The sequence below is a fragment of the Sulfitobacter sp. D7 genome, assembly GCF_003611275.1.
Taxonomy (GTDB): Bacteria; Pseudomonadota; Alphaproteobacteria; order Rhodobacterales; family Rhodobacteraceae; genus Sulfitobacter; species Sulfitobacter profundi.
Genome location: NZ_CP020694.1, coordinates 1,627,290 through 1,647,602 on the forward strand (window position 1 = coordinate 1,627,290; position 20,313 = coordinate 1,647,602).

The following is a 20,313-nucleotide window of genomic DNA, read 5'->3' on the forward strand; positions in this document are numbered from 1 at the left end:
GGAGCCATGTCGTGGTCAGCCTTAACCGTGTCGTCATGCACCGCAGCAGCCGTCGGCTGATTGGCCGTTTGAACCCGGCGACGCTGGATGCCGCCGAAATCTCTGGCAGGTTCGGTAAGCGCTTCGCATTCAAGAGCTATATCCAGTTTGGCTACCCGGCTTATGACATCTGCGCAGGTCCATTTACCGACCCCGAAATCAGTGCCGTGCGGCAGTTTGATCTGATCCTCGCCAATCAGGTCTGGGAGCATCTTGACCGGCCTTATACGTCGCTGGCCCATGTGCAACAGATGCTCAGAGCGGGCGGGTATTTCTGGATCGCTGTTCCGTTTTTCATCCCCTTTCATGCGGCCCCCAATGACAATTCGCGCTGGTCCGCACGGGGGCTGAAGAACTTGCTGATCGAAGCCGGCTTCGACGAGAGCCGGGTCATCGCGCGACAATGGGGTAACCGTGCCGCCGCCGCCCGCAATCTTGAACCCGACTGGCCGCCGCGTTTCGATAAAAACACGGATGACCTGACTAACGATCCCGAAATGCCGCTTTGCGCTTGGGCGCTGGCCCAGAAGAACTGAGAGCTAATGGCTGACCAAACCTCCTTTCCGCGCGTGTTCGCGCTTTGGGCCGCGGGCCTGGGGGCGGCGGCGCAATATGGGAAGATGAGCGTCATCTTCGACCTGCTTCCAAAGATTTATCCGCAGGCCGGAGCGTCGCTGGGCTTCTTGGTTTCAATGGTGGGCGGTGTCGGTATCCTCCTTGGCGTTGTGGCGGGGCTGGTGGTCGCCCGTATCCGCTACCGTCGCGCGCTGCTATTTGCCCTGTGGCTTGGCGCGGCTGTATCGGCTTTTCAGGCAGTGCTGCCGGATTTCGGTTGGATGCTGGCCAGCCGCGTGGTCGAAGGGCTGTCGCATCTGGCCATCGTCGTTGCTGCGCCGACGTTGATTGCGCAACTCAGTACCGTGAAGGACCGTGGGTTTACCCTGACCCTCTGGGGCACCTTCTTTGGCGTGGCTTTCGCGATCCTGACCCTCATAGGCCGCCCGCTTGCGCTGACATGGGGCGTGCCTGCGCTTTTCGCCGTCCACGCGCTCTATATGGCGGGCTGTGCGCTGGTGCTTTCCGGCAGTTTACGCAGCCTGCCGGACGAGGGCCCTCAGCCGCCATTCTCTTTGCCGCAGATACTGCGTGATCACCTCGCGATCTACCGCTCTCCCTTCCTTTCCGCCCCGGCGGCGGGTTGGCTGTTCTATACATTCAGTTTCGTTTCCATCCTCACTGTCTTGCCGCCCTACCTCCCGGAAGCATGGCGCGCGCCCACCATGGCGGCCATGCCGCTGACCAGCATCGCGGTCTCGATGACCATCGGCGTCGCGTTGCTCCGCCGTCTACCGGCGGTCTCTGTTGTGCAAACTGGTTTTGCCCTTTCCGCCCTTTCTATGCTTTGGCTCTGGCTCGCGCCCGGCGCGCCCTTGGCCTGTTTGGCACTGGCTGGGGCCATGGGGCTGATTCAAGGCGCAAGTTTTACCGCGGTCGCGCAACTCAACAGCGGCCCCGCCGCGCAGGCGCAGGCAAACGGCGCAGTGGCGCAGATGGGGAACCTTGGAAACAGCCTTGGCACACCTGTTATGGCATTTGGCTTGGCGAGCTTTGGCGGCGCGGCCTTGCCGTTATTGGCGGGTGGGGCCTTTGTTATGGGGCTGGTGGCACATCTCCTCCTTGGTGCGGCCCGACGTCGCAGTCGGTGCGTTCCTGTTTAGTTCTCACTTTTCCGTTGGAAAACACTGCATCAGCACCTATGTACAAACCGTTAAGAGGGGCATGTCATGGCTGAGTTGAAGAACATCGAAGTGCGCGGCGCGCGCGAGCACAATCTAAAGAACATCGACGTGGATATTCCGCGTGACCAACTGGTTGTAATTACCGGGCTTTCCGGCTCGGGCAAGTCGAGCCTTGCCTTCGACACGATCTATGCCGAAGGGCAGCGGCGCTATGTGGAATCACTGTCGGCCTACGCGCGGCAGTTCCTTGATATGATGCAAAAACCGGATGTGGATCACATTTCCGGTCTCAGCCCCGCGATTTCAATCGAACAGAAGACCACCTCAAAGAACCCCCGATCCACCGTCGGCACAGTGACCGAGATTTACGACTATCTGCGGCTTTTGTTCGCCCGCGTCGGCACTCCCTATAGCCCGGCCACCGGCAAACCTATCGAAGCCCAGCAGGTGCAGGACATGGTCGACCGGATCATGACCATGGAAGAGGGCACGCGGGCCTATCTGCTGGCGCCGATTATTCGCGACCGCAAAGGCGAATACCGCAAAGAGTTCATAGAATTGCGCAAGCAAGGCTTTCAACGGGTCAAGGTGAACGGTGAATTCTACGATCTGGATGAGCCGCCGACGTTGGACAAGAAATTCCGCCATGACATTGATGTTGTCGTCGACCGGATCGTGGTGCGCGAAGGGCTGGAAACGCGCCTGGCGGACTCGCTGCGCACGGCGCTCGACCTTGCCGATGGCATCGCCATTCTCGAAACGGCGCCCAGTGAAGGCGAGCCCGAGCGTCATACGTTTTCGGAAAAATTTGCCTGCCCTGTCAGTGGCTTCACGATTCCCGAGATTGAGCCGCGACTGTTTTCCTTCAACGCGCCTTTTGGGGCTTGCCCCTCTTGTGATGGCCTTGGTGTCGAGCTCTTTTTTGACGAGCGTTTGGTGGTGCCGGATCAGAACCTGAAAATCTATGACGGGGCCTTGGCGCCTTGGCGTAAGGGGAAGTCCCCGTACTTTAAGCAAACCATCGAAGCCATTGCGAAACATTATAATTTTGACCAAAAGACCCGCTGGAAAGACCTGCCTGAGAAGGTGCAAGAGGTGTTCCTTCGTGGTTCCGGCAAAGAAGAGATTACCTTCCGCTATGACGAAGGCGGGCGCGTTTATGAGGTCAAGCGGGTGTTCGAGGGGGTGATCCCCAATATGCAGCGCCGCTACCGCGAAACGGACAGCAACTGGGTCCGCGAGGAGTTTGAGCGCTATCAAAACAACCGTCCCTGTGGCACCTGTGGCGGCTATCGCCTGCGGCCCGAAGCGCTTGCGGTACGCATTGGCCCCACGACTGGCAATGAGAACGAGTTGCTCCACATCGGTAAGGTGGTGGAGATGTCGATCCGTGAAGCCTTTGACTGGTGCAAGGCGGTACCAGACCATCTGACCCCGCAGAAGAATGAAATCGCGAAAGCCATTTTAAAGGAAATTCGGGAACGTCTTGGGTTTCTAAATAACGTGGGTCTTGAGTACCTTACGATGTCGCGTTCAAGTGGTACTTTAAGTGGTGGCGAGAGCCAGCGAATCCGCTTGGCAAGCCAGATTGGCTCTGGTCTGACGGGCGTGCTTTACGTGCTTGATGAACCGTCGATCGGGCTGCATCAGCGCGATAATGACCGATTGCTGGATACCTTGAAGAACCTGCGGGATCAGGGGAATACGGTGATCGTTGTAGAGCATGACGAAGAGGCCATCCGCGAGGCTGATTATGTGTTCGACATCGGGCCGGGTGCTGGGGTTCACGGCGGGCAAGTGGTAAGCCATGGCACGCCAGAACAGGTGGCGAATGATCCGAATTCTGTTACTGGTCAGTATCTTACCGGCGTTCGTGAAATCTCGGTCCCGGCGAAGCGGCGCAAGGGGAACAAGAAGAAGCTGCAGGTCGTGAAGGCCACCGGCAACAATTTGCAGAATGTGACAGTAGATTTCCCGCTGGGTAAATTCGTCTGTGTTACGGGCGTGTCGGGGGGCGGCAAATCCACCCTTACGATTGAAACCCTGTTCAAAACCGCTTCGATGAACCTGAATGGCGCGCGGCAGACACCTGCGCCTTGTCAGACCATCAAAGGGTTGGAACATCTCGACAAGGTCATCGACATTGACCAGCGGCCCATTGGGCGGACTCCGCGTTCGAACCCAGCGACTTACACCGGGGCTTTCACGCCGATCCGGGATTGGTTCGCCGGTTTGCCGGAAGCGAAAGAGCGCGGCTATAAGCCCGGGCGTTTCTCTTTCAACGTCAAAGGCGGGCGTTGCGAGGCCTGTCAGGGTGACGGGGTCATTAAGATTGAGATGCACTTCCTCCCTGATGTTTACGTGGAATGCGAGACCTGCAAAGGCGCGCGCTATAACCGCGAGACGCTGGAGGTGAGGTTCAAGGGTAAGAGCATCGCCGATGTTCTCGATATGACGGTGGAAGATGCGCAAAGCTTCTTTGCCGCCGTGCCGTCGATCCGTGAAAAGATGGATGCGCTGATGCGCGTGGGGCTGGGTTATATCAAGGTCGGACAGCAGGCCACGACCCTGTCGGGCGGTGAGGCGCAGCGGGTGAAGCTCAGCAAGGAGTTGAGCAAACGCTCCACCGGGCGCACGCTTTATATCCTTGATGAACCGACAACGGGTCTGCATTTCGAAGACGTGCGCAAACTGTTGGAAGTGCTGCACGAATTGGTCGATCAGGGCAATTCCGTGGTTGTGATTGAGCATAACCTAGATGTGGTGAAAACCGCCGATCATATTATTGATATCGGCCCTGAAGGCGGTGACGGCGGTGGCCGGGTTGTGGCTACAGGGACGCCCGAAAAGGTCGCGGACGTGGCCGAAAGCCATACCGGGAAGTACCTCAAACCGATGCTATATAAGCAGACAAAAGTGGCGGCGGAATAACCGCCGCCACTTGGTTGGCTTGGCCTGCGGCGTGTCCTTACAACACGGCACGGGCGATGCGGATCAGTTGCAGCGTCTCATAAGCGCTATCGCGCAGCGAAATCACCTGCCCATTCAGTACCGCGTAGTTATAGCCTTCTTCCGGCTCGGCCAGACGGTAGAGATTGATGAGGTCCGCCTGCGTCAGCGCGGCGGTCGGAGCGATGTTCACACCTGAGCCAATGGTGGGCACCCGCGCCAATTCGTTGATACGCAGCAGGGCGGTGTGATCTTCGTTGCTCAGCAGCACCGGCTGGCCATCGATCAGCGCGTAGCGATGACCAGCAGGCGCGGCATCAAGGCTGTAGAGCTGTGCGATCTGGTTGGACTCCAGTAGGAGCAACTCGCGTTCCGTCAGCGGATCGGCCTCAAGATAGGGTTGGCGGCGCTCTTCCAGCAGAGTGTCCAGCTCGTTGTCGGAATAGCTGGCCCATTGTTCATAGGTCACGCCCTGTTTTGCCAGTCCGGGGGGCACGCAGGGCGGGTCTTTCTTGGCCAGACCGGGGGGGCAGTTGCGATAGGTAATCAGCTCGTCCTCGGGCACGGCGGCTGCGTTCAATTCAGGCGCGGCCAAGGCAAGCGCCGCCGCACCGAGGATAGCGGCCATGTCACGCCCTTCGGGCGCCGGGGTGTTCAAAAGACGGGTGACCACAGTCTCGCGGTCCTGCGTAAAGCGGGTCACGCGCTCATCAAAGTCGGCGCGGTCCATGCCCTTGGGCAGTTTGACCTCATCGCCTTTGATCTTGACCTTATCACCGTTGATTTTGATCTCGATCTTATCGTCTTTCTTGTCTTTTTTGGCCTTCTTCTCTTTGTGCTTCTCGGCCTTTTCCTCGCGCTTTTCTCTCTTCTTCTCGGCCTTCTTTTCCTGCTTGTCCTTCTTCTTGGCCTTTTTGTCTTTCTTGTCTTTGCCCTTATCGCCCTTGTCGTCTTTGGCGAGCCAAAGCGTCTCAGGGCCGCTGCTGTCAAAGGCAACCGCGGGCTGGGCCGGGGCAAAGCCGGTTCCGGCGGCGGCCAGCGGGCCGGTCGCGCAGGCGGTGGTCAGGATTGTGGTAATGAGCAGGCGTCGCATCAGGTGATCTCCTCAGATGGGGTCATTCTGAAGTTAACGCCTGCTCGGGTCATGTCGTTCCCGCGTGGGGGGCGGTCGGCTTAACCTTGCCAGCCGCGCTGCTCAAAACGGGGCAGCATGGCAGAGAAGTCTTTGCCCTTGCCGCCTTCTTCCTCGACGAAACGGGTGTAGAGTTCCTTGGCCAGCGCGCCCATCGGCGTGTCGGCATTGGCCATTTCCGCGGCCTGCTGGGACAGCCCCAGATCTTTGAGCATCAGCTCTGCCGCGAACCCCGGTTTGTAGTCGTTGTCGGCAGGCGATTGGGGGCCGACGCCGGGGGCCGGGCAATAGGCGTTCATCGACCATGAATAGCCCGAAGACGTGCTGACCACATCGAACATCCGTTCGCGATCAAGGCCCAGTTTGTCAGCCAGTGCAAAGGCTTCGCAGGTGGCGATCATCGTGGCGCCAAGGATCATGTTGTTGCAGATTTTCGCCGCTTGGCCGGCGCCCGCATCACCGCAATGAACGGCTTTCTGACCCATGATGTCGAACAGCGGTTTGGCCTTTTCAAAGGCCGCCTCCGCGCCGCCCGCCATAAAGGTGAGCGTGCCGCCCTGCGCGCCGCCGATCCCGCCAGAGACGGGGGCATCCACAAAGAGCAATCCGGCCTTCTGCGCCGCCTCTGCCGCGAAACGCGCGCTTTCGACGTCGACGGTGGAGCAATCGATCAGCAGCGCGCCCGCTGCCATATGTGCGACCGCTTCTTCGGCCACTTGGCGCAGGATTGCGCCGTTGGGCAGCATGGTGATGACCACATCGGCATCCCCGACCGCCTCGGCGATGGTCTTGGCCTCGGCGACCCCTTCGGCGGTGGTGCCGGCCACGTCATTGCCGCGCACGGTATGACCAGCGGCGGCGAGATTGGCGGCCATGGGCCCGCCCATATTGCCCAGACCGATGAAACCGATTGTAAGATTGCTCATGAATTTTCCTCCAACTTCAATTCGTTGTCGCCCAAGGGGGCGAGCATGGCGTCGATATCGGCCTGCGGCACGTCCCAGTCGGCGTGTTGCCATTTGGGGCTGCGGTCCTTGTCGATGATCGCGGCGCGCACACCTTCGATGAAATCGCCTTTTTCCAGTGACCGCGCGGTAAAACGGTATTCCTGTTCCAGTGCCGGGACCATGCCGATGTCGGGGCCGCGCAGGCGGCGCAGCATCCCAAGCGTGCAGGCCATCGACAGGGGGGAGTTGCGGCGCAGGGTTTTCACTGTTTCTGCGGCGAAACCGCTGTCGGACATCGCAAGCGCCGCGTCGATTTCACTGAGGCTTTCGGCATGAAAGAGGCGGTCCACCTCCTCTTGAACCTCTGCGAGCGTGGACGGGGGCGGGGTGCTTGCCGCGCGGTCGAGAATGAAGGGATCACCGTTCTCTTCCAGTTGCGCGATAAGATCGGGCCATTCGGCTTGCGCGATAAAATAATCCGCGAAACCGGCGTGGAGCACGTCGCCCGCGCCCATCCGCGCACCGGTGAGGCCAAGGTATTCGCCCATCCGTCCCGGTGCCTGTGCCAGCAGCAGTGTGCCGCCCACGTCGGGCACCAGCCCGATGCCGCATTCGGGCATGGCGATCTTGCTGCTTTCGCTCACCACCCGGTGCGAGCCGTGGCAGCCGATGCCGACCCCGCCGCCCATGGTGAAGCCCTGCATGAAGGAGATCACCGGCTTGGGAAAGCCGTGCAGTTTGTTATTAAGCCGGTATTCATCGGCCCAAAAACGACGGGCGAAGTCGAAATCCCCATCCTTGCCCGTTTGGTAGAGCTGCGCCACGTCACCGCCCGCGCAGAAGGCTTTTTCACCCTCGGCATCCAGCACGATCACGGCCACGTCGGGGTCATCGCGCCAGTCGTCGATCGCCTTTTCGATGGCGATGCACATGTCGTAGCTCAGCGCGTTCAGGGCTTTGGGCCGGGTGAGCGTGATGCGTCCGGCGCGGCCCGCTTTGCGGATGTGGATATCACTCATGGGGGCCTCAGCGGTTCTTGAGCATGTCGCGGGCAACGATCACGCGCATGATCTCATTCGTGCCCTCAAGGATCTGGTGCACCCGTAGGTCGCGGACCAGTTTCTCGATCCCGTAGTCGGCAAGGTAGCCATAGCCGCCGTGCAACTGCAGACATTGGTCGACGACCTTGCTGCCGGTCTCGGTCACGAATTTCTTGGCCATGGCGCAGAACTTGGTCGCATCCGGCGCGCCAGTGTCGAGCTTCCACGCCGCTTGGCGCAGGAAGGTGCGCGCAGCTTGCAACTCGATCTCCATATCGGCAAGGCGGAATTGCAGCCCCTGGAACTGGTCGATGCTCTGGCCAAAGGCTTTGCGGTCGCCCATGTACTCCAGCGTCTTGGTCAGCGCAGTTTGCGCGGCCCCGAGCGAGCAGGCCGAGATGTTCAGCCGCCCACCGTCGAGGCCCGCCATCGCGTATTTAAAGCCTTTGCCCTCTTCGCCAACAAGGTTCTCCGCACCGACCTTGCAGTCATCAAACTGCACCAGCGCCGTCGGTTGGCTGCGCCAGCCCATCTTTTCTTCTAGCCCGCCAAAGCTGAGACCCGGCGTGCCATCCTCGACATAGACTGTCGAGACACCCTTAGCGCCGTCATCCGACGTACGCACCATGGTGACATAGGCATCCGAATAGCCCCCGCCTGAGATGAAAGCCTTGGTGCCGTTCAGCGTGTAGCCGTCGTTTGTGCGCGCGCAACGGGTCTTGAGCGCCGCCGCATCTGAGCCGGAGCCCGGTTCGGTCAGGCAATAGCTCAGCACGGTTTCCATCGTGAGCACCTTGGGCATCACGCGTTCTTTCATCTCGTCACTGGCAAAGGTGTCGAGCATCTTGGCGCACATGTTGTGGATCGACAGGAACGCCGCGACCGAGGGGCAGGCCATCGACAGCGCCTCAAAGACCAGCGTGGCGTCCAGACGTGTGAGCCCCGCGCCGCCGGTCTCTTCAGAGACATAAAGCCCGCCGAACCCCAATGCGCCGACCTCTGGCCAAAGCTCTTTGGGGATGGTGCCGTCTTTCTCCCATTGGTGGGCGTGGGGCGCGATATTCTCCTGCCCGAATGCATGGGCCATGTCGAAAATGGCGGTCTGTTCCTCGTTCAATGCGAAATCCATCGCGGCTCCTCCCTGAAGTCATGTGTCCTTGGAACTGAACACTTGTTTAATTCTATCAGCCGAAAGGTGCCGCAACAAGCGTCACAGATCGGCGTGGTATTCCTCGATCAGATGGCGCACGACGGCCTCGCCGCCCTTACCCTCGGGCGCTTCGGCCCAGACTTTGCGCTGCCGCTCAGCCGATGTGCCCTTAGCGACGACATCGCGCAGGGCGCAGACCTCATCGAGACAGCGAAGCGCTTCGGCGTCCTCGGCCAGCAGTTCGACGATCTCTTCGAAAAGGGTGTCAAAGCCCTTCATCTTTTGATCGCCAAAATCGATTAGGCTGTCACGCGTGCCATACCGTTGGGCACGCCAGCGGTTTTCGGAGATCAGAAAACGGTCATATTTGCGCCAGCTCTGGTTCGCGTCGCGCAGCCTAAGGAGCATTCGGCACAGCGCTTGGGTCAGTCCGGCCAAGCCCAAGCTATGGGCCATGCGCGGCTGCACGTCGAAAATACGCGTCTCCAGCGTCGGGTAATGAACCGACGGGCGCAGATCCCACCAGACTTTCGAAGCGTCTTCGATAATATCCAAGTCAACGAGCGTATCGGTCGTGCGCTGATATTCCGCCCAGCTGTCAAACTGCGGCGGCAGCCCGGTGCGGGGCATGTTGTCCATCACCGACATGCGGTAGGAGGCAAGTCCGCTGTCTTCGCCCTGCCAAAAGGGGGAGGACGCGGAAAGCGCAAGCAGATGCGGCAGGAAATAGGAAAGCTGCGGCATCAGGTCGATCCGCAGATCGTCGCCTTCGAGGCCAACATGGACATGCATGCCACAGATCAGCATCCGCCGAGCGATGTTTTCCAATTCGCTTTCAAGCTGGGTATAGCGTTGTTTTTCCGTAGTTTCCTGCGCCTTCCAATCTGAGAACGGATGGCAACCCGCGGCGATCGGTGCGAGATTGTGCTTGTCTGACAGTTCGGCAATTGTGCGGCGCAGGTGGCGCAAATCTTCGCGGGCCTCGGCCACAGTCTCGCAGGGTTTGGTGCCGATCTCGATCTGGCAGGCAAGAAACTCGGGGCTGACCTGATCTTGCAGCGCCTCTCGGCAGGCGGTCATCAGAGCGTCGGGCACATCGGCCAGTGCCAATGAATCCTTATCAACGAGCAGGTATTCTTCTTCGATTCCGATGGTGAACGTGGACTGCATGGCTCTGGCCTCCGGCAGGGGCCGGCCGCCCGAAGGCGGCCGGCGGGATGGATCACTCCATCACGGGGATGGAGAACTCGCCACCCTCTTTAATGCCCGACGGCCAGCGGGCCGTCACGGTCTTGGTGCGGGTGTAGAATTTAAACGCATCCGGGCCGTGCTGGTTCAAATCGCCAAAGACGGATTTCTTCCAGCCGCCAAAGGTGTGGTAGGCCAGCGGCACAGGGATCGGCACGTTGACGCCGACCATGCCGACATTGATCCGGTTGGCAAAGTCACGCGCCGCGTCGCCGTCACGGGTGAAGATCGCGGTGCCGTTGCCATACTCGTGGTCCATGGCAAGGCCGATCGCCTCTTCGTAGTCCTTGGCGCGGACGCAGGTCAGCACGGGGCCAAAGATTTCCTGCTGGTAGATGTCCATGTCCTTGGTCGCGCGGTCAAACAGATGCGGGCCGACGAAATAGCCGTTCTCATAGCCTTGCAGTTTGAAGTCGCGGCCATCGACAACCAGTTCTGCACCTTGGTCGATACCGGACTGCACCAAACGTTCGATATTGGCCTTGGCGGCAGCGGTCACAACCGGGCCGTAGTCTACGTCATTGCCGGAGGTGTAGGGGCCGACTTTCAGCTTTTCGATGCGCGGCACCAACTTCTCGATCAGACGGTCGGCAGTTTCGTCGCCCACCGGCACGGCCACGGAAATCGCCATGCAGCGTTCGCCAGCGGCACCGTAGCCCGCGCCGATCAGCGCGTCTGCGGCTTGGTCCATATCTGCGTCGGGCATGATGATCATGTGGTTCTTGGCACCGCCGAAACACTGCACGCGCTTGCCGTTGGCACAGCCGGTGGCATAGATGTATTCGGCAATCGGGGTCGAGCCCACAAAGCCCACCGACTGGATCACGTCATGGTGCAGGATCGCATCGACCGCTTCTTTGTCGCCATTGACGACTTGGATGATGCCCTTGGGCAGACCGGCTTCTTCCAGCAGTTCGGCCAGCATCAGAGGGACGGAGGGGTCACGCTCGGACGGCTTGAGGATGAAGGCGTTGCCGCAAGCGATGGCGGGGGCGAACATCCACATCGGGATCATTGCAGGGAAGTTGAAGGGCGTGATGCCTGCGGTCACACCAAGCGCTTGGCGCATGGAGTACATGTCGATGCCGGGGCCGGCGCTGTCGGTGAAATCACCTTTCAGCAGTTCCGGCGCGCCGATGCAGTATTCCACCACTTCAAGGCCACGCTGCACGTCACCAGCGGCGTCGGGCAGGGTCTTGCCGTGCTCACGGCTCAGCGCCTCGGCCAGTTTGTCCATGTCGCGGTTCAGAAGGGCCACGAATTTCATCAGCACGCGGGCGCGGCGCTGCGGGTTGGTGGCGGCCCATTTGGGCTGCGCAGCCTGGGCGTATTCCACGGCTTTGTTCAACTCGTCACCATTGGCGAGCGGCACTTTGGCCTGCACTTCGCCGGTGGCGGGGTTCATCACATCGGCAAAGCGCCCGGAGGTGCCTTTGACATGTTCGCCGTTCAGGTAGTGGGTCATCTCTTGCATGATCGGTCTCCTCTTTGGTTGGCGGTACGATAGCCTTGCAAAAAGCAATGGAACAGAGGAAGGATGGCAAAACCGTCTTGCATTTTTGCAAAGCTCGGGGAGGCAGCGAAATGGATCAGAATTGGGACGACCTCCGGTTGTTTCTAGCCGTGGCGCGCGAAGAGAGTCTGTCGGGCGCGGGCAAGCTGCTGCGGCTTGATCCGGCAACGCTGGGCCGCCGCATGGCGCGGTTGGAAAAGGCGCTGCAGACCGTGCTCTTCGTCAAATCACCCCAAGGCTATATGCTGACCGAAGCGGGCAGTGACCTTATGCAGCGGGCAGAGCGGGCCGAGCAGGCGATGCGCGCCGCCACCGCCGGCGTGCCGGTGCAAAGCGATCAACTCTCGGGGCAGATCCGGGTCGGCGCGCCCGATGGGGCGGCGAACTATCTGTTGCCGCAGGTCTGTGCGGCCATCGCGGCAAAAAACCCCGATCTGGACGTGCAGATCATCGCATTGCCGCGCGTCTTTAACCTGTCCCGGCGCGAGGCGGATATGGCGATCGGGGTGAGCGCGCCCACGGCAGGGCGGCTGGTGGTACAGAAAGTGACGGACTACCACCTCCATCTTGCGGCCGCGGAAAGCTATCTCGCACGCCACCCCGAGGTGAACTCGGTCGGCGATCTGCAAGGGCACCGGATGGTTGGCTATATCCCGGATATGATCTTTGATCGGGAGTTGGACTACCTCGCCGACCTCGGCATCAGCCGCGTGGCCTTGGCGTCAAATTCCGTCTCCGTTCAGGTGCGGATGATCCAGCAGGGCGGCGGGATAGGCATTGCACATGACTTTTCGCTTGCCGCAACCCAAGGCGTGCGGCGCATTCTGACGCAGGCCGTCAGCCTCAAGCGGGCCTTTTACCTGATCCGCCATGCCGACGACCGTCGCAACGCCCGGCTGGCGGCTTTTGCCGAGGCGCTGGCCGCCGGGCTTCGGGCCGAGACTGCCCGGCTGGAGGCCGAAGCCGCGCAGAAGACTGCGCCAAAAGCTTGACATGAAAGGATTTCGCGGTGACGCTGGAGGGGACTTTGCCCTGCATCAAAGGAGGCGCCAGATGCTCGTATCGCAGATTCTCAAGACCAAGCCCGATGGCAAGGTGGTCACGGCCAAACCCGGATTGGCGATCTCTGAGGCGGCGGCGATGCTGGCTGAAAAGCGGATCGGGACGCTGGTGATCTCGGCCGATGGCAAGACGCCGGATGGGATTCTGTCTGAGCGGGACATCGTGCGCGAACTGGGCCGTTCGGGCGCGGGCTGCCTGCAGCAGGCGGCTGAGAGCATCATGACCCGCAAGCTGGTGACCTGCAGCCGGGACGATCGCTCTGACGCGGTGTTGCAACAGATGACCGACGGACGGTTTCGCCATATGCCCGTTCTGGAAGACGGGGAACTCGTGGGGCTGATCTCTCTCGGCGACGTGGTTAAGGCGCAGTTGCAGGAACTGTCGATGGAGAAGCAGGCCCTCGAAGGCATGATCATGGGCCACTGAAGCGTTTTCAGGAGCCACGACAGGGCGGTTCTGCGGACTGACCGCGGGGCAGTGCTACCGCTAACCGACTTGCGCTTGCGGCGGTGAAATGCTTGGCTGCGCCGCAACGCAGCAGATACGCAGGACAATGACATGCGCATAGCCCTTTACCCCGGTACGTTTGACCCGATCACGCTGGGGCATATCGATATCATCCGCCGCGCCGCCCGTATGGTCGATCGGCTGGTGATCGGCGTGGCAATCAACCGCGACAAGGGGCCCTTGTTTAGTCTTGAGGAACGTGTCGCGCTGATTGAAGCGGAATGCGTGCAATTGGCCGAAGAGACCGGCGTTGAGATCGTGGTGCACCCTTTCGAGAACCTGCTGATCGACTGCGCGCGCGATGTCGGGGCGCAGACCATCGTGCGCGGTCTGCGGGCCGTGTCGGATTTTGAGTATGAGTTCCAGATGGTTGGCATGAACCGGCAGCTGGACGATTCTATTGAGACGGTCTTTCTGATGGCCGAGGCCACCCATCAGGCCATTGCCAGCAAACTGGTGAAAGAAATTGCGCGACTTGATGGGGATGTCAGCAAATTTGTGACCCCAGCGGTGAACGAAGTGCTGATTGAGCGCTTTGCGCGGAAGTAGCTTCCGGAGTAGAGAGCGGGCCGTGTGCGGCGCGGTTCTGCGCGGTATTTTTAAAAGGATGAAGGGGAGGGGCGTGGCGCGTGAGTGGCGGCCGCGTCTTTTTGTCGTCAGCGGCGTTGGGCGGCTATGATAACGGCTGGGGCCAGCATGCCGTGGGAGACGCCCCCTTCGTTGTCAAACCTTGGCAAAACCTACAGTAGATTGCCTTGGTGCAGCGCCGTTTGATCGGTGGCGTGGTGGAAATCGGTTGAGACCAGTTTTCGGTTCGTGACCGATAGCGATGGGACAGAAAAGAAGGAATTTGCGCCGCGGCTTGCCTTACCGCCAGAAGGCAACCCATTCGATCAATTCAAAGAGTTTTTTGCCGAGATAGATCATATGGTCCGCGCCATAGGCATAGAGGTCGACCAGCATCGCCCCGGCGATGACGAGGGCCAGCACGATGGCGATGGAATTGGTCATGGCGCGGCTCCGGGCGGGGGTTGGCCTGATATTACAGCCACGCCCCCGCCGTGCAAGCCTTAGCCCAACTGGCCCATGGCAACGGCCACATCGGCCATGCGGACCGAGAAGGCCCATTCGTTGTCATACCAACCGAGCACGCGCACGGTGCGGCCTGCGACGACGATGGTCTGGTCGGGGGCGAAGATGCAGCTTTGCTCCGTATGGTTGAAGTCGATGCTGACTTTCTGTTCGGGATCATAGGCCAGCACACGTTTCATCGGGCCATCGGCAGCGGCGCGGGCGGCGGCGTTGATCTCTTCCACCGTCACGTCGCGGCTGGCTTGGAAGGTCAGGTCAACGGCGCTGACGTTGGGGGTGGGCACGCGCATGGCGGTGCCGTCGAGCTTACCTTTGAGCGCGGGAAGCACTTCGCCTAGAGCTTTGGCAGCCCCGGTGGAGGTGGGGATCAGGGCCATGGCAGCGGCGCGGGCGCGGTAGAGGTCATCGTGGCGTCGGTCGAGCGTCGGCTGGTCGCCGGTGTAGCTGTGGATCGTCGTCATCAGGCCGCTTTCGATGCCCACGGCGTCGTGCATGACTTTGGCCAGGGGCGCGAGACAGTTGGTGGTGCAAGACCCGTTTGAGATCATTCGGTCGGAAGCGGTCAACTGGTCGTCATTCACGCCGTAGACGATTGTCTTATCGACATTTTTGCCGGGCGCGGAGAGCAGTACGCGTTTGGCGCCGTTCTTAAGGTGAACGTTGGCTTTGTTGCCGTCGTTGAACTTGCCGGTGCATTCCAGAACCACGTCACAGCCGGACCAGTCCAGTTCTTCGAGGTTATAGCTCGACATCATCTCGATGTCGTTTTGGCCGAGGTTCATATAGCCGCCGTCGACAGAGACTTCGCCGGGAAAACGGCCATGGACGGAATCGTATTTGATGAGATGCGCGGCGGTGCTGAGCGGGCCAGTGGCGTTCACCTTGATCACTTCGATGTCATCGCGCCCCGAGGCTGCGATATGGCTGAGGGTGCAGCGGCCGATGCGGCCAAATCCGTTGATGCCAACTTTGATGGTCATGGTGCATTCCTTGTCATGGGCCGCGCGATCGGGGGCCGTATGTCGGGGTTGCGGGCTCTATATCTGGGGTAGGCAGTCAGGGGAAAGGGGCAAAGCTAAATGATTTCCGGATGTTAGCGTTAAACCTGCATGTTAGCGGTAAAGGTCGCTCCGGCTTCGGACTTGCCAGATGGGCTGCACATGCTACTTCGGTTGCAACACGCAAAAAGGGGCATGGAATGAGCGGTTTACTGGCACTTGTGGATGATGTGGCGGCCATCGCCAAGGTTGCGGCGGCAAGCGTGGATGATGTGATCGGGCAGGCGGCCAAGGCGGGCTCTAAGGCGGCGGGCGCGGTGATCGACGACGCGGCCGTGACGCCGAAGTATCTGCATGGGTTCAAGGCCGAACGTGAGCTGCCGGTGATCTGGCGGATCACCAAAGGGTCTTTGCGCAACAAATTGGTGTATCTGCTCCCAGTGGGGCTGCTGTTGGCGAATTTCGCGCCATGGGCGATTCCGCCTTTGTTGATGCTGGGCGGGGCTTACCTGTGTTTTGAGGGGGCCGAGAAGGTTGCCCATGCGCTTGGCTGGGGGCACGGGCACGCGGATTATCCCGATAAGGAGAAGGTCGTCGAAGACCCCGCACAGCTGGAAGAGAAGAAGGCAGCAGGCGCGATCAAGACTGACTTTATCCTCTCGGCGGAGATCATGACAATCGCCCTGTCCGCGATCCCCGAAAGTAACTTTTGGATGGAAGCGGCCACGCTGGCGGCGGTGGCGGTGATGATCACTATCGCGGTCTATGGCTCCGTCGCTTTGATCGTCAAAATGGATGATCTGGGGCTGGTGATGGCGAACCGGGGGCGTTTTGGCCTGACGCGTAGCGTGGGCCGCGGGCTGGTGCGCGGGATGCCGGGGTTCCTGAAACTGCTCACTGTTGTTGGCACGGCGGCCATGCTGTGGGTCGGCGGGTCGATCATCACTCACGGGTTGGAGCAGATGGGCTTTGCCGCGCCCTACAACTGGATCCACGACATCGCGGTCGCCGTCGGTCACGCGGTCCCGGCCCAGTTCGAGGGGGCGGTCGAATGGATCACCACGGCGGGGATTGATGGGCTCTTTGGTCTGGCGCTTGGTCTGGTGCTGATCCCGATCGGGGAAAAGATCGTCACGCCGATATGGCGCAAGGTCTTTCACAAGGCCGCTGTGTAAACCGCAGGCCAGAGGGTAGAACAACGAAAAGGGGGCGACGGATAGTCCGTCGCCCCCTTTTTTGTACCATATGATCCGTGGCTCAGAGCAGTGCTTTGGCTTTCTGAGCGACATTCTCAGCAGTAAAGCCGAACCGCTCGAACAGTTCTTCGGCCGGGGCAGAGGCACCGAAACGGTCCATGCCGACGAAATCGGCCTTGCCGTATTTGCCGCGCTCGCCAAAGAGCCACTGGTCCCAGCCCTGACGCATGCCTGCCTCAACGCCAACACGCACGGCACCACCGGGTAGCACGCGCTTGCGATAGGCTTCATCCTGCGCGGCGAAGAGTTCCATACAAGGCATGGAGACGACGCGGGTGCCGATGCCTTCGGCCTGCAGCAGATCACGCGCAGCCAGTGCCACATGCACTTCCGAACCGGTGGCGATCAAGATCACCTGACGCTTGCCCTCGGCATCGGCCAAGACATAGGCGCCTTTTTCGGTGAGGTTGTTGTTCTTGTGCTCAAGACGCACGGTCGGCAGGCCCTGACGGGTCAGCGACAGAACCGACGGCGTGGTTTTCGAGGTGAAGGCAATCTCCCAAGCTTCTGCCGTTTCCACCGCGTCGGCGGGGCGGAAGACATAGGTGTTGGGTGTCGCGCGGCTGATCGCCAGATGCTCGACCGGCTGGTGGGTCGGGCCATCTTCGCCAAGGCCGATGCTGTCATGGGTCATGACAAAGGCCGTGGGAATTTGCATCAGCGCCGCCAGACGCATCGAAGGACGCGCGTAGTCGGTGAAGCACATGAAGGTGCCGCCATAGGGACGGATGCCGCCGTGCAGCGCCATGCCGTTCATCGCCGCCGCCATGCCGTGCTCGCGGATGCCCCAGTAGACATAGCGCCCGCCGCGGTTGTCCACATCAAAGACGCCCAGATCGGAGGTCTTGGTGTTGTTGGAGCCGGTCAGGTCCGCCGAGCCGCCAACCGTTTCGGGCAGGATCGGGTTCAGCACTTCGAGGGCTTTTTCGCTCGCCGCGCGGGTCGCCATTTTGGGCGCGCTCTCGGTGATCTGCTTTTTGAAGGCTTTGACGGTCGCGCTCATCTTTTTGGGCGCGTCCAAAGCCAAGGCGCGGTTAAATGTCTCGCGCTTGGCGCGGGGCATCTGGTCGAAACGCTCTTCCCATTCGCGGCGCGCGTCGGCACCGCGTTTGCCGATCTCTTCCCATGCGGATTTCACGTCAGCGGGCACTTCGAAGGGGCCGGTTGTCCAGCCGTAGGCCTTTTTGGCCTCGGCCATCTGGTCGGCGTCTGTCAAAGCGCCGTGGCCTTTTGAGGTGTCCTGCGCCGCGTGGCCCAGAGCAATATGGGTCTTGCAGGCGATCATCGTCGGCAGGTCAGTGGCTTTCGCCTCGGTCAGGGCCGCGTCAATCTCATCGGGGTTGTGGCCGTCGATCTCGATCACATGCCACTGCGCGGCTTTGAAACGCGCGACCTGATCGGTGTTGTCCGACAGGGTCACCGGGCCGTCGATGGTGATGTTGTTGTTGTCCCACATCACGATGAGCTTGCTCAGTTTGTGGCGGCCGGCGAGGGTGATCGCCTCTTGGCTCACGCCTTCCATCAAGCAGCCGTCGCCCGCGATGACATAGGTGTGGTGATCCACGACCTTTGCCCCGTACTGCGCGCGTAGCATCTCTTCGGCCATGGCGAAACCGACCGAATTGGCGATACCTTGGCCGAGCGGGCCGGTGGTGGTTTCAATCGCGTCGGCGAGAAAGTTCTCCGGGTGCCCGGCTGTGCGCGCGCCCATCTGGCGGAAATTCTTCAGCTCTTCGATGGGGAACTGCTCGTAGCCCGTCAGGTGCAGCAGTGAATAGATCAGCATGGAGCCGTGGCCCGCAGACAGGATGAAGCGGTCACGATCAGGCCAAAGCGGGTTCGCCGCGTCAAACTTGAGGTGCTTTTCGAAAAGCACGGTTGCCACATCGGCCATGCCCATCGGCATGCCGGAGTGGCCCGAATTGGCGGCGGCGACGGCATCGAGGGTCAGCGCGCGAATGGCGGTGGCCTTGGACCAGTGATCGGGGTTTGCGCGTGCGAGGGCTGTCAGATCCACGGGGCGTTCCTTTGCGGCTGTGGCAGATTGGGCCTGTGCATACCAGCGATCGGGCAAAGTTCAAGCACAACCGGGCGCCAGCAGCGGTGTGCGGTACGGGCAGAGGTGAACTCTGCGCCTCAAGTCGCTGAAACGAAAGGGGGGGGCGCAATTTGCCTGCGCTTTGGCTAGGATTGCGGAAACCGGCTGATCCGGGCGATTCGCGCGCGTGACATTGCGTGGGCTGCGCGCTATCTGCCGAATATGGCAGCCATAACGGGCCGCCGCCACGGGGCACGGCAGGCGAAAACGCCGCCGATAGAGCAGGACGAACGAGGAGACTTCATGCGGATGAGTGAACTTGAAGAATATCAACGCCGCATCACGGCCGCGATGGACCGGATGGCGAAGGGGCTGGATCAGCTCAACGCCGCCCCGGCCGAGCCGGATGAGGATATCGTGCAGGCGCTGGAAGACGAGCGGCAAGCCAACGCTCAGCTGACCGACCGGGTCAAAACCCTGAAGGAAAGCCATCAGGACGAATTGACCGCCCTGCGCGATCAGATGGAATTCAACAATGACCGGGTGACCCAGCTGGATATGGACGTGCAGCGTCTGCGTCAGGCGAATGAGCAGTTGTCGGCGGCCTGTGAACAGTTGCGCTTGGCCAATGCCGAAGGGCTGGCCGACCCCAAGTTGATCGACACCGCCGTTATTGCCGAGCTGGAAAGCCTGCGTGCCACCCGCGCCATTGAGATGGCCGAGATTGACGCCGTGTTGACCGCGCTGGCACCTCTGGTCGAAGACGGTGAGCCCGAACCCGAAGCACCCGCCGAGGATGACCGCGCCGAAGAAGAACCCAAGTCAGGAGGGGCCGACTGATGCCCGAAATACGGATCACCATTGGCGGCCGCCAGTTCGAGGTCGCCTGTCAGGAAGGTGAAGAGAGCTATCTGCACGCCGCCGCCAAGATGCTGGACGATGAAGCCCGCGTGCTGAGCGATCAAGTGGGCCGCATGCCCGAGGCGCGGATGTTGCTGATGGCCGGTCTGCTTTTGGCCGACAAAACCGCCAGCGTCGAAGACCGCATCGCCGAAGTGCGCGCCGAATTGGCCGAGCGTGAGGCCGAGTTGACCAGCCTACGCAACACCAAGATCGAGCCGGAGCGTATCGAAGTGCCCGTCGTGCCGCAGGGTGTCAAAGACACGCTGGCCGAGATCGCCGCACGGGCCGAAGCGCTGGCCGCCGAGATCGAAGAGAAATCTGGCAAATGAGCACTGGCATCAGGGCAGCCCTCTGCTTGCTGCTCTGGGCCGCGCCCGCGGGGGCCGAGACCACCGCCATGACCTATCTCTGTGACCGTGGGGTATCGGTGCCGGTGGTCTATGTCCCCGATGCCGATCCCGCTGTTGCGGTGCTTTATATCGAAGGGCGGCTCATCCATTTGCAGACCATGCCCTCCGGCTCTGGCGCGCGATACGGCTGGCCTTCGGATGGGTCGTCCTATGAATGGTGGGAACATCAGGGCCGTGCGCGCCTTGGCTGGCACGAGGGGGCCAGTGACGCGATGACGCCGATCTATACGGACTGTGTGCCGCAAGATTGACCCCATGCGGGATTGCGGCGCGGGCGGCAATATGCTCTG

Annotated in this window: 19 protein-coding genes; 10 read left to right on the plus strand and 9 right to left on the minus strand. The window is 60.9% G+C overall.

Going from position 1 to position 20,313, the window contains the following annotated elements:
- Window positions 1-11: 11 nt before the first annotated feature.
- The 3 genes from B5M07_RS07900 (at window position 12) to uvrA (ending at window position 4,709) form a co-directional block, all read left to right on the plus strand.
- Window positions 12-575 (plus strand): methyltransferase domain-containing protein, encoded by a 564-nt coding sequence (locus B5M07_RS07900; RefSeq protein WP_254693979.1) that lies wholly within the window; start codon window positions 12-14, stop codon window positions 573-575.
- Window positions 576-581: 6 nt separating this feature from the next.
- A complete protein-coding gene (locus tag B5M07_RS07905) occupies window positions 582-1,757 on the plus strand; it encodes an MFS transporter (protein ID WP_120350896.1) in 1,176 nt (391 codons plus the stop codon).
- Window positions 1,758-1,823: 66 nt separating this feature from the next.
- On the plus strand, window positions 1,824-4,709 hold the full coding sequence (uvrA, locus tag B5M07_RS07910; protein WP_120350897.1) for an excinuclease ABC subunit UvrA: 2,886 nt from the start codon (window positions 1,824-1,826) through the stop codon (window positions 4,707-4,709).
- 37 nt (window positions 4,710-4,746) lie between these two features.
- Here the strand turns inward: uvrA and B5M07_RS07915 are convergent, their stop codons facing one another.
- From B5M07_RS07915 to B5M07_RS07940, 6 genes are all read right to left on the minus strand, one after another.
- Complete coding sequence (locus B5M07_RS07915) at window positions 4,747-5,820, minus strand: transketolase (protein WP_205570916.1); 1,074 nt, start codon at window positions 5,818-5,820, stop codon at window positions 4,747-4,749.
- 80 nt (window positions 5,821-5,900) lie between these two features.
- The gene (gene mmsB, locus B5M07_RS07920; protein ID WP_236627378.1) at window positions 5,901-6,878 is read right to left on the minus strand and encodes a 3-hydroxyisobutyrate dehydrogenase; all 978 of its coding nucleotides are present in this window, start codon (window positions 6,876-6,878) and stop codon (window positions 5,901-5,903) included.
- Window positions 6,782-7,825, minus strand: a complete 1,044-nt coding sequence (locus B5M07_RS07925; RefSeq protein ID WP_120350898.1) for an enoyl-CoA hydratase/isomerase family protein — start codon at window positions 7,823-7,825, stop codon at window positions 6,782-6,784. The genes mmsB and B5M07_RS07925 overlap by 97 nt, the downstream gene beginning before the upstream one ends.
- Window positions 7,826-7,832: 7 nt before the next feature.
- Window positions 7,833-8,975, minus strand: coding sequence for an acyl-CoA dehydrogenase family protein (locus B5M07_RS07930; protein WP_120350899.1), 1,143 nt, complete (start codon window positions 8,973-8,975; stop codon window positions 7,833-7,835).
- Between the two features lie 81 nt (window positions 8,976-9,056).
- Entirely contained in the window at window positions 9,057-10,166 is a 1,110-nt protein-coding gene (locus tag B5M07_RS07935) for a carboxylate-amine ligase (RefSeq protein WP_120350900.1), read from the minus strand.
- Between the two features lie 52 nt (window positions 10,167-10,218).
- Window positions 10,219-11,718 (minus strand): CoA-acylating methylmalonate-semialdehyde dehydrogenase, encoded by a 1,500-nt coding sequence (locus B5M07_RS07940; RefSeq protein WP_120350901.1) that lies wholly within the window; start codon window positions 11,716-11,718, stop codon window positions 10,219-10,221.
- A gap of 110 nt (window positions 11,719-11,828) precedes the next feature.
- Here B5M07_RS07940 and B5M07_RS07945 point away from each other — a divergent pair, with 110 nt between their 5' ends.
- The 3 genes from B5M07_RS07945 to coaD all read left to right on the plus strand — a co-directional run bounded on the left by B5M07_RS07945 (window position 11,829) and on the right by coaD (window position 13,875).
- Entirely contained in the window at window positions 11,829-12,749 is a 921-nt protein-coding gene (locus tag B5M07_RS07945) for a LysR family transcriptional regulator (protein WP_120352193.1), read from the plus strand.
- A 61-nt stretch (window positions 12,750-12,810) separates the two neighbouring features.
- Window positions 12,811-13,245, plus strand: coding sequence for a CBS domain-containing protein (locus B5M07_RS07950; protein ID WP_067941819.1), 435 nt, complete (start codon window positions 12,811-12,813; stop codon window positions 13,243-13,245).
- Window positions 13,246-13,377: 132 nt separating this feature from the next.
- On the plus strand, window positions 13,378-13,875 hold the full coding sequence (gene coaD / locus B5M07_RS07955; protein ID WP_067629160.1) for a pantetheine-phosphate adenylyltransferase: 498 nt from the start codon (window positions 13,378-13,380) through the stop codon (window positions 13,873-13,875).
- Window positions 13,876-14,193: 318 nt separating this feature from the next.
- Here the strand turns inward: coaD and B5M07_RS19425 are convergent, their stop codons facing one another.
- Both B5M07_RS19425 and gap read right to left on the minus strand, forming a co-directional pair.
- Window positions 14,194-14,337, minus strand: coding sequence for a hypothetical protein (locus B5M07_RS19425; RefSeq protein ID WP_162931831.1), 144 nt, complete (start codon window positions 14,335-14,337; stop codon window positions 14,194-14,196).
- Between the two features lie 59 nt (window positions 14,338-14,396).
- Window positions 14,397-15,398 (minus strand): type I glyceraldehyde-3-phosphate dehydrogenase, encoded by a 1,002-nt coding sequence (gene gap / locus B5M07_RS07960; protein ID WP_120350902.1) that lies wholly within the window; start codon window positions 15,396-15,398, stop codon window positions 14,397-14,399.
- 218 nt (window positions 15,399-15,616) lie between these two features.
- Between gap and B5M07_RS07965 the strand changes: the two genes are divergently transcribed.
- The gene (locus B5M07_RS07965) at window positions 15,617-16,591 is read left to right on the plus strand and encodes a DUF808 domain-containing protein (RefSeq protein WP_120350903.1); all 975 of its coding nucleotides are present in this window, start codon (window positions 15,617-15,619) and stop codon (window positions 16,589-16,591) included.
- 82 nt (window positions 16,592-16,673) lie between these two features.
- On the opposite strand, the gene tkt is transcribed toward B5M07_RS07965, so the two are convergent.
- Window positions 16,674-18,689, minus strand: coding sequence for a transketolase (tkt, locus tag B5M07_RS07970; RefSeq protein ID WP_120350904.1), 2,016 nt, complete (start codon window positions 18,687-18,689; stop codon window positions 16,674-16,676).
- Between the two features lie 330 nt (window positions 18,690-19,019).
- Here tkt and B5M07_RS07975 point away from each other — a divergent pair, with 330 nt between their 5' ends.
- Genes B5M07_RS07975 through B5M07_RS07985 form a run of 3 tightly spaced genes read left to right on the plus strand, consistent with a single transcriptional unit; the run spans window position 19,020 to window position 20,274 of the window.
- Entirely contained in the window at window positions 19,020-19,550 is a 531-nt protein-coding gene (locus B5M07_RS07975) for a hypothetical protein (protein ID WP_067629153.1), read from the plus strand.
- Window positions 19,550-19,942 (plus strand): cell division protein ZapA, encoded by a 393-nt coding sequence (locus tag B5M07_RS07980; protein ID WP_067629152.1) that lies wholly within the window; start codon window positions 19,550-19,552, stop codon window positions 19,940-19,942. Before B5M07_RS07975 ends, B5M07_RS07980 begins: the two co-directional genes overlap by 1 nt.
- Entirely contained in the window at window positions 19,939-20,274 is a 336-nt protein-coding gene (locus B5M07_RS07985) for an MliC family protein (RefSeq protein WP_120350905.1), read from the plus strand. Before B5M07_RS07980 ends, B5M07_RS07985 begins: the two co-directional genes overlap by 4 nt.
- Window positions 20,275-20,313: the final 39 nt, after the last annotated feature.

What these genes read in the sequence shown, in the direction of transcription:
- B5M07_RS07905 (WP_120350896.1), top strand. Translation starts at nt 582, where the DNA reads ATGGCTGACCAAACCTCCTTTCCGCGCGTGTTCGCGCTTTGGGCCGCG.
- uvrA (WP_120350897.1), top strand. Translation starts at nt 1,824, where the DNA reads ATGGCTGAGTTGAAGAACATCGAAGTGCGCGGCGCGCGCGAGCACAAT.
- B5M07_RS07915 (WP_205570916.1), bottom strand. Translation starts at nt 5,820, where the DNA reads ATGCGACGCCTGCTCATTACCACAATCCTGACCACCGCCTGCGCGACC.
- mmsB (WP_236627378.1), bottom strand. Translation starts at nt 6,878, where the DNA reads ATGGCAACACGCCGACTGGGACGTGCCGCAGGCCGATATCGACGCCAT.
- B5M07_RS07925 (WP_120350898.1), bottom strand. Translation starts at nt 7,825, where the DNA reads ATGAGTGATATCCACATCCGCAAAGCGGGCCGCGCCGGACGCATCACG.
- B5M07_RS07930 (WP_120350899.1), bottom strand. Translation starts at nt 8,975, where the DNA reads ATGGATTTCGCATTGAACGAGGAACAGACCGCCATTTTCGACATGGCC.
- B5M07_RS07935 (WP_120350900.1), bottom strand. Translation starts at nt 10,166, where the DNA reads ATGCAGTCCACGTTCACCATCGGAATCGAAGAAGAATACCTGCTCGTT.
- B5M07_RS07940 (WP_120350901.1), bottom strand. Translation starts at nt 11,718, where the DNA reads ATGCAAGAGATGACCCACTACCTGAACGGCGAACATGTCAAAGGCACC.
- B5M07_RS07945 (WP_120352193.1), top strand. Translation starts at nt 11,829, where the DNA reads ATGGATCAGAATTGGGACGACCTCCGGTTGTTTCTAGCCGTGGCGCGC.
- B5M07_RS07950 (WP_067941819.1), top strand. Translation starts at nt 12,811, where the DNA reads ATGCTCGTATCGCAGATTCTCAAGACCAAGCCCGATGGCAAGGTGGTC.
- coaD (WP_067629160.1), top strand. Translation starts at nt 13,378, where the DNA reads ATGCGCATAGCCCTTTACCCCGGTACGTTTGACCCGATCACGCTGGGG.
- B5M07_RS19425 (WP_162931831.1), bottom strand. Translation starts at nt 14,337, where the DNA reads ATGACCAATTCCATCGCCATCGTGCTGGCCCTCGTCATCGCCGGGGCG.
- gap (WP_120350902.1), bottom strand. Translation starts at nt 15,398, where the DNA reads ATGACCATCAAAGTTGGCATCAACGGATTTGGCCGCATCGGCCGCTGC.
- B5M07_RS07965 (WP_120350903.1), top strand. Translation starts at nt 15,617, where the DNA reads ATGAGCGGTTTACTGGCACTTGTGGATGATGTGGCGGCCATCGCCAAG.
- B5M07_RS07975 (WP_067629153.1), top strand. Translation starts at nt 19,020, where the DNA reads ATGAGTGAACTTGAAGAATATCAACGCCGCATCACGGCCGCGATGGAC.
- B5M07_RS07980 (WP_067629152.1), top strand. Translation starts at nt 19,550, where the DNA reads ATGCCCGAAATACGGATCACCATTGGCGGCCGCCAGTTCGAGGTCGCC.
- B5M07_RS07985 (WP_120350905.1), top strand. Translation starts at nt 19,939, where the DNA reads ATGAGCACTGGCATCAGGGCAGCCCTCTGCTTGCTGCTCTGGGCCGCG.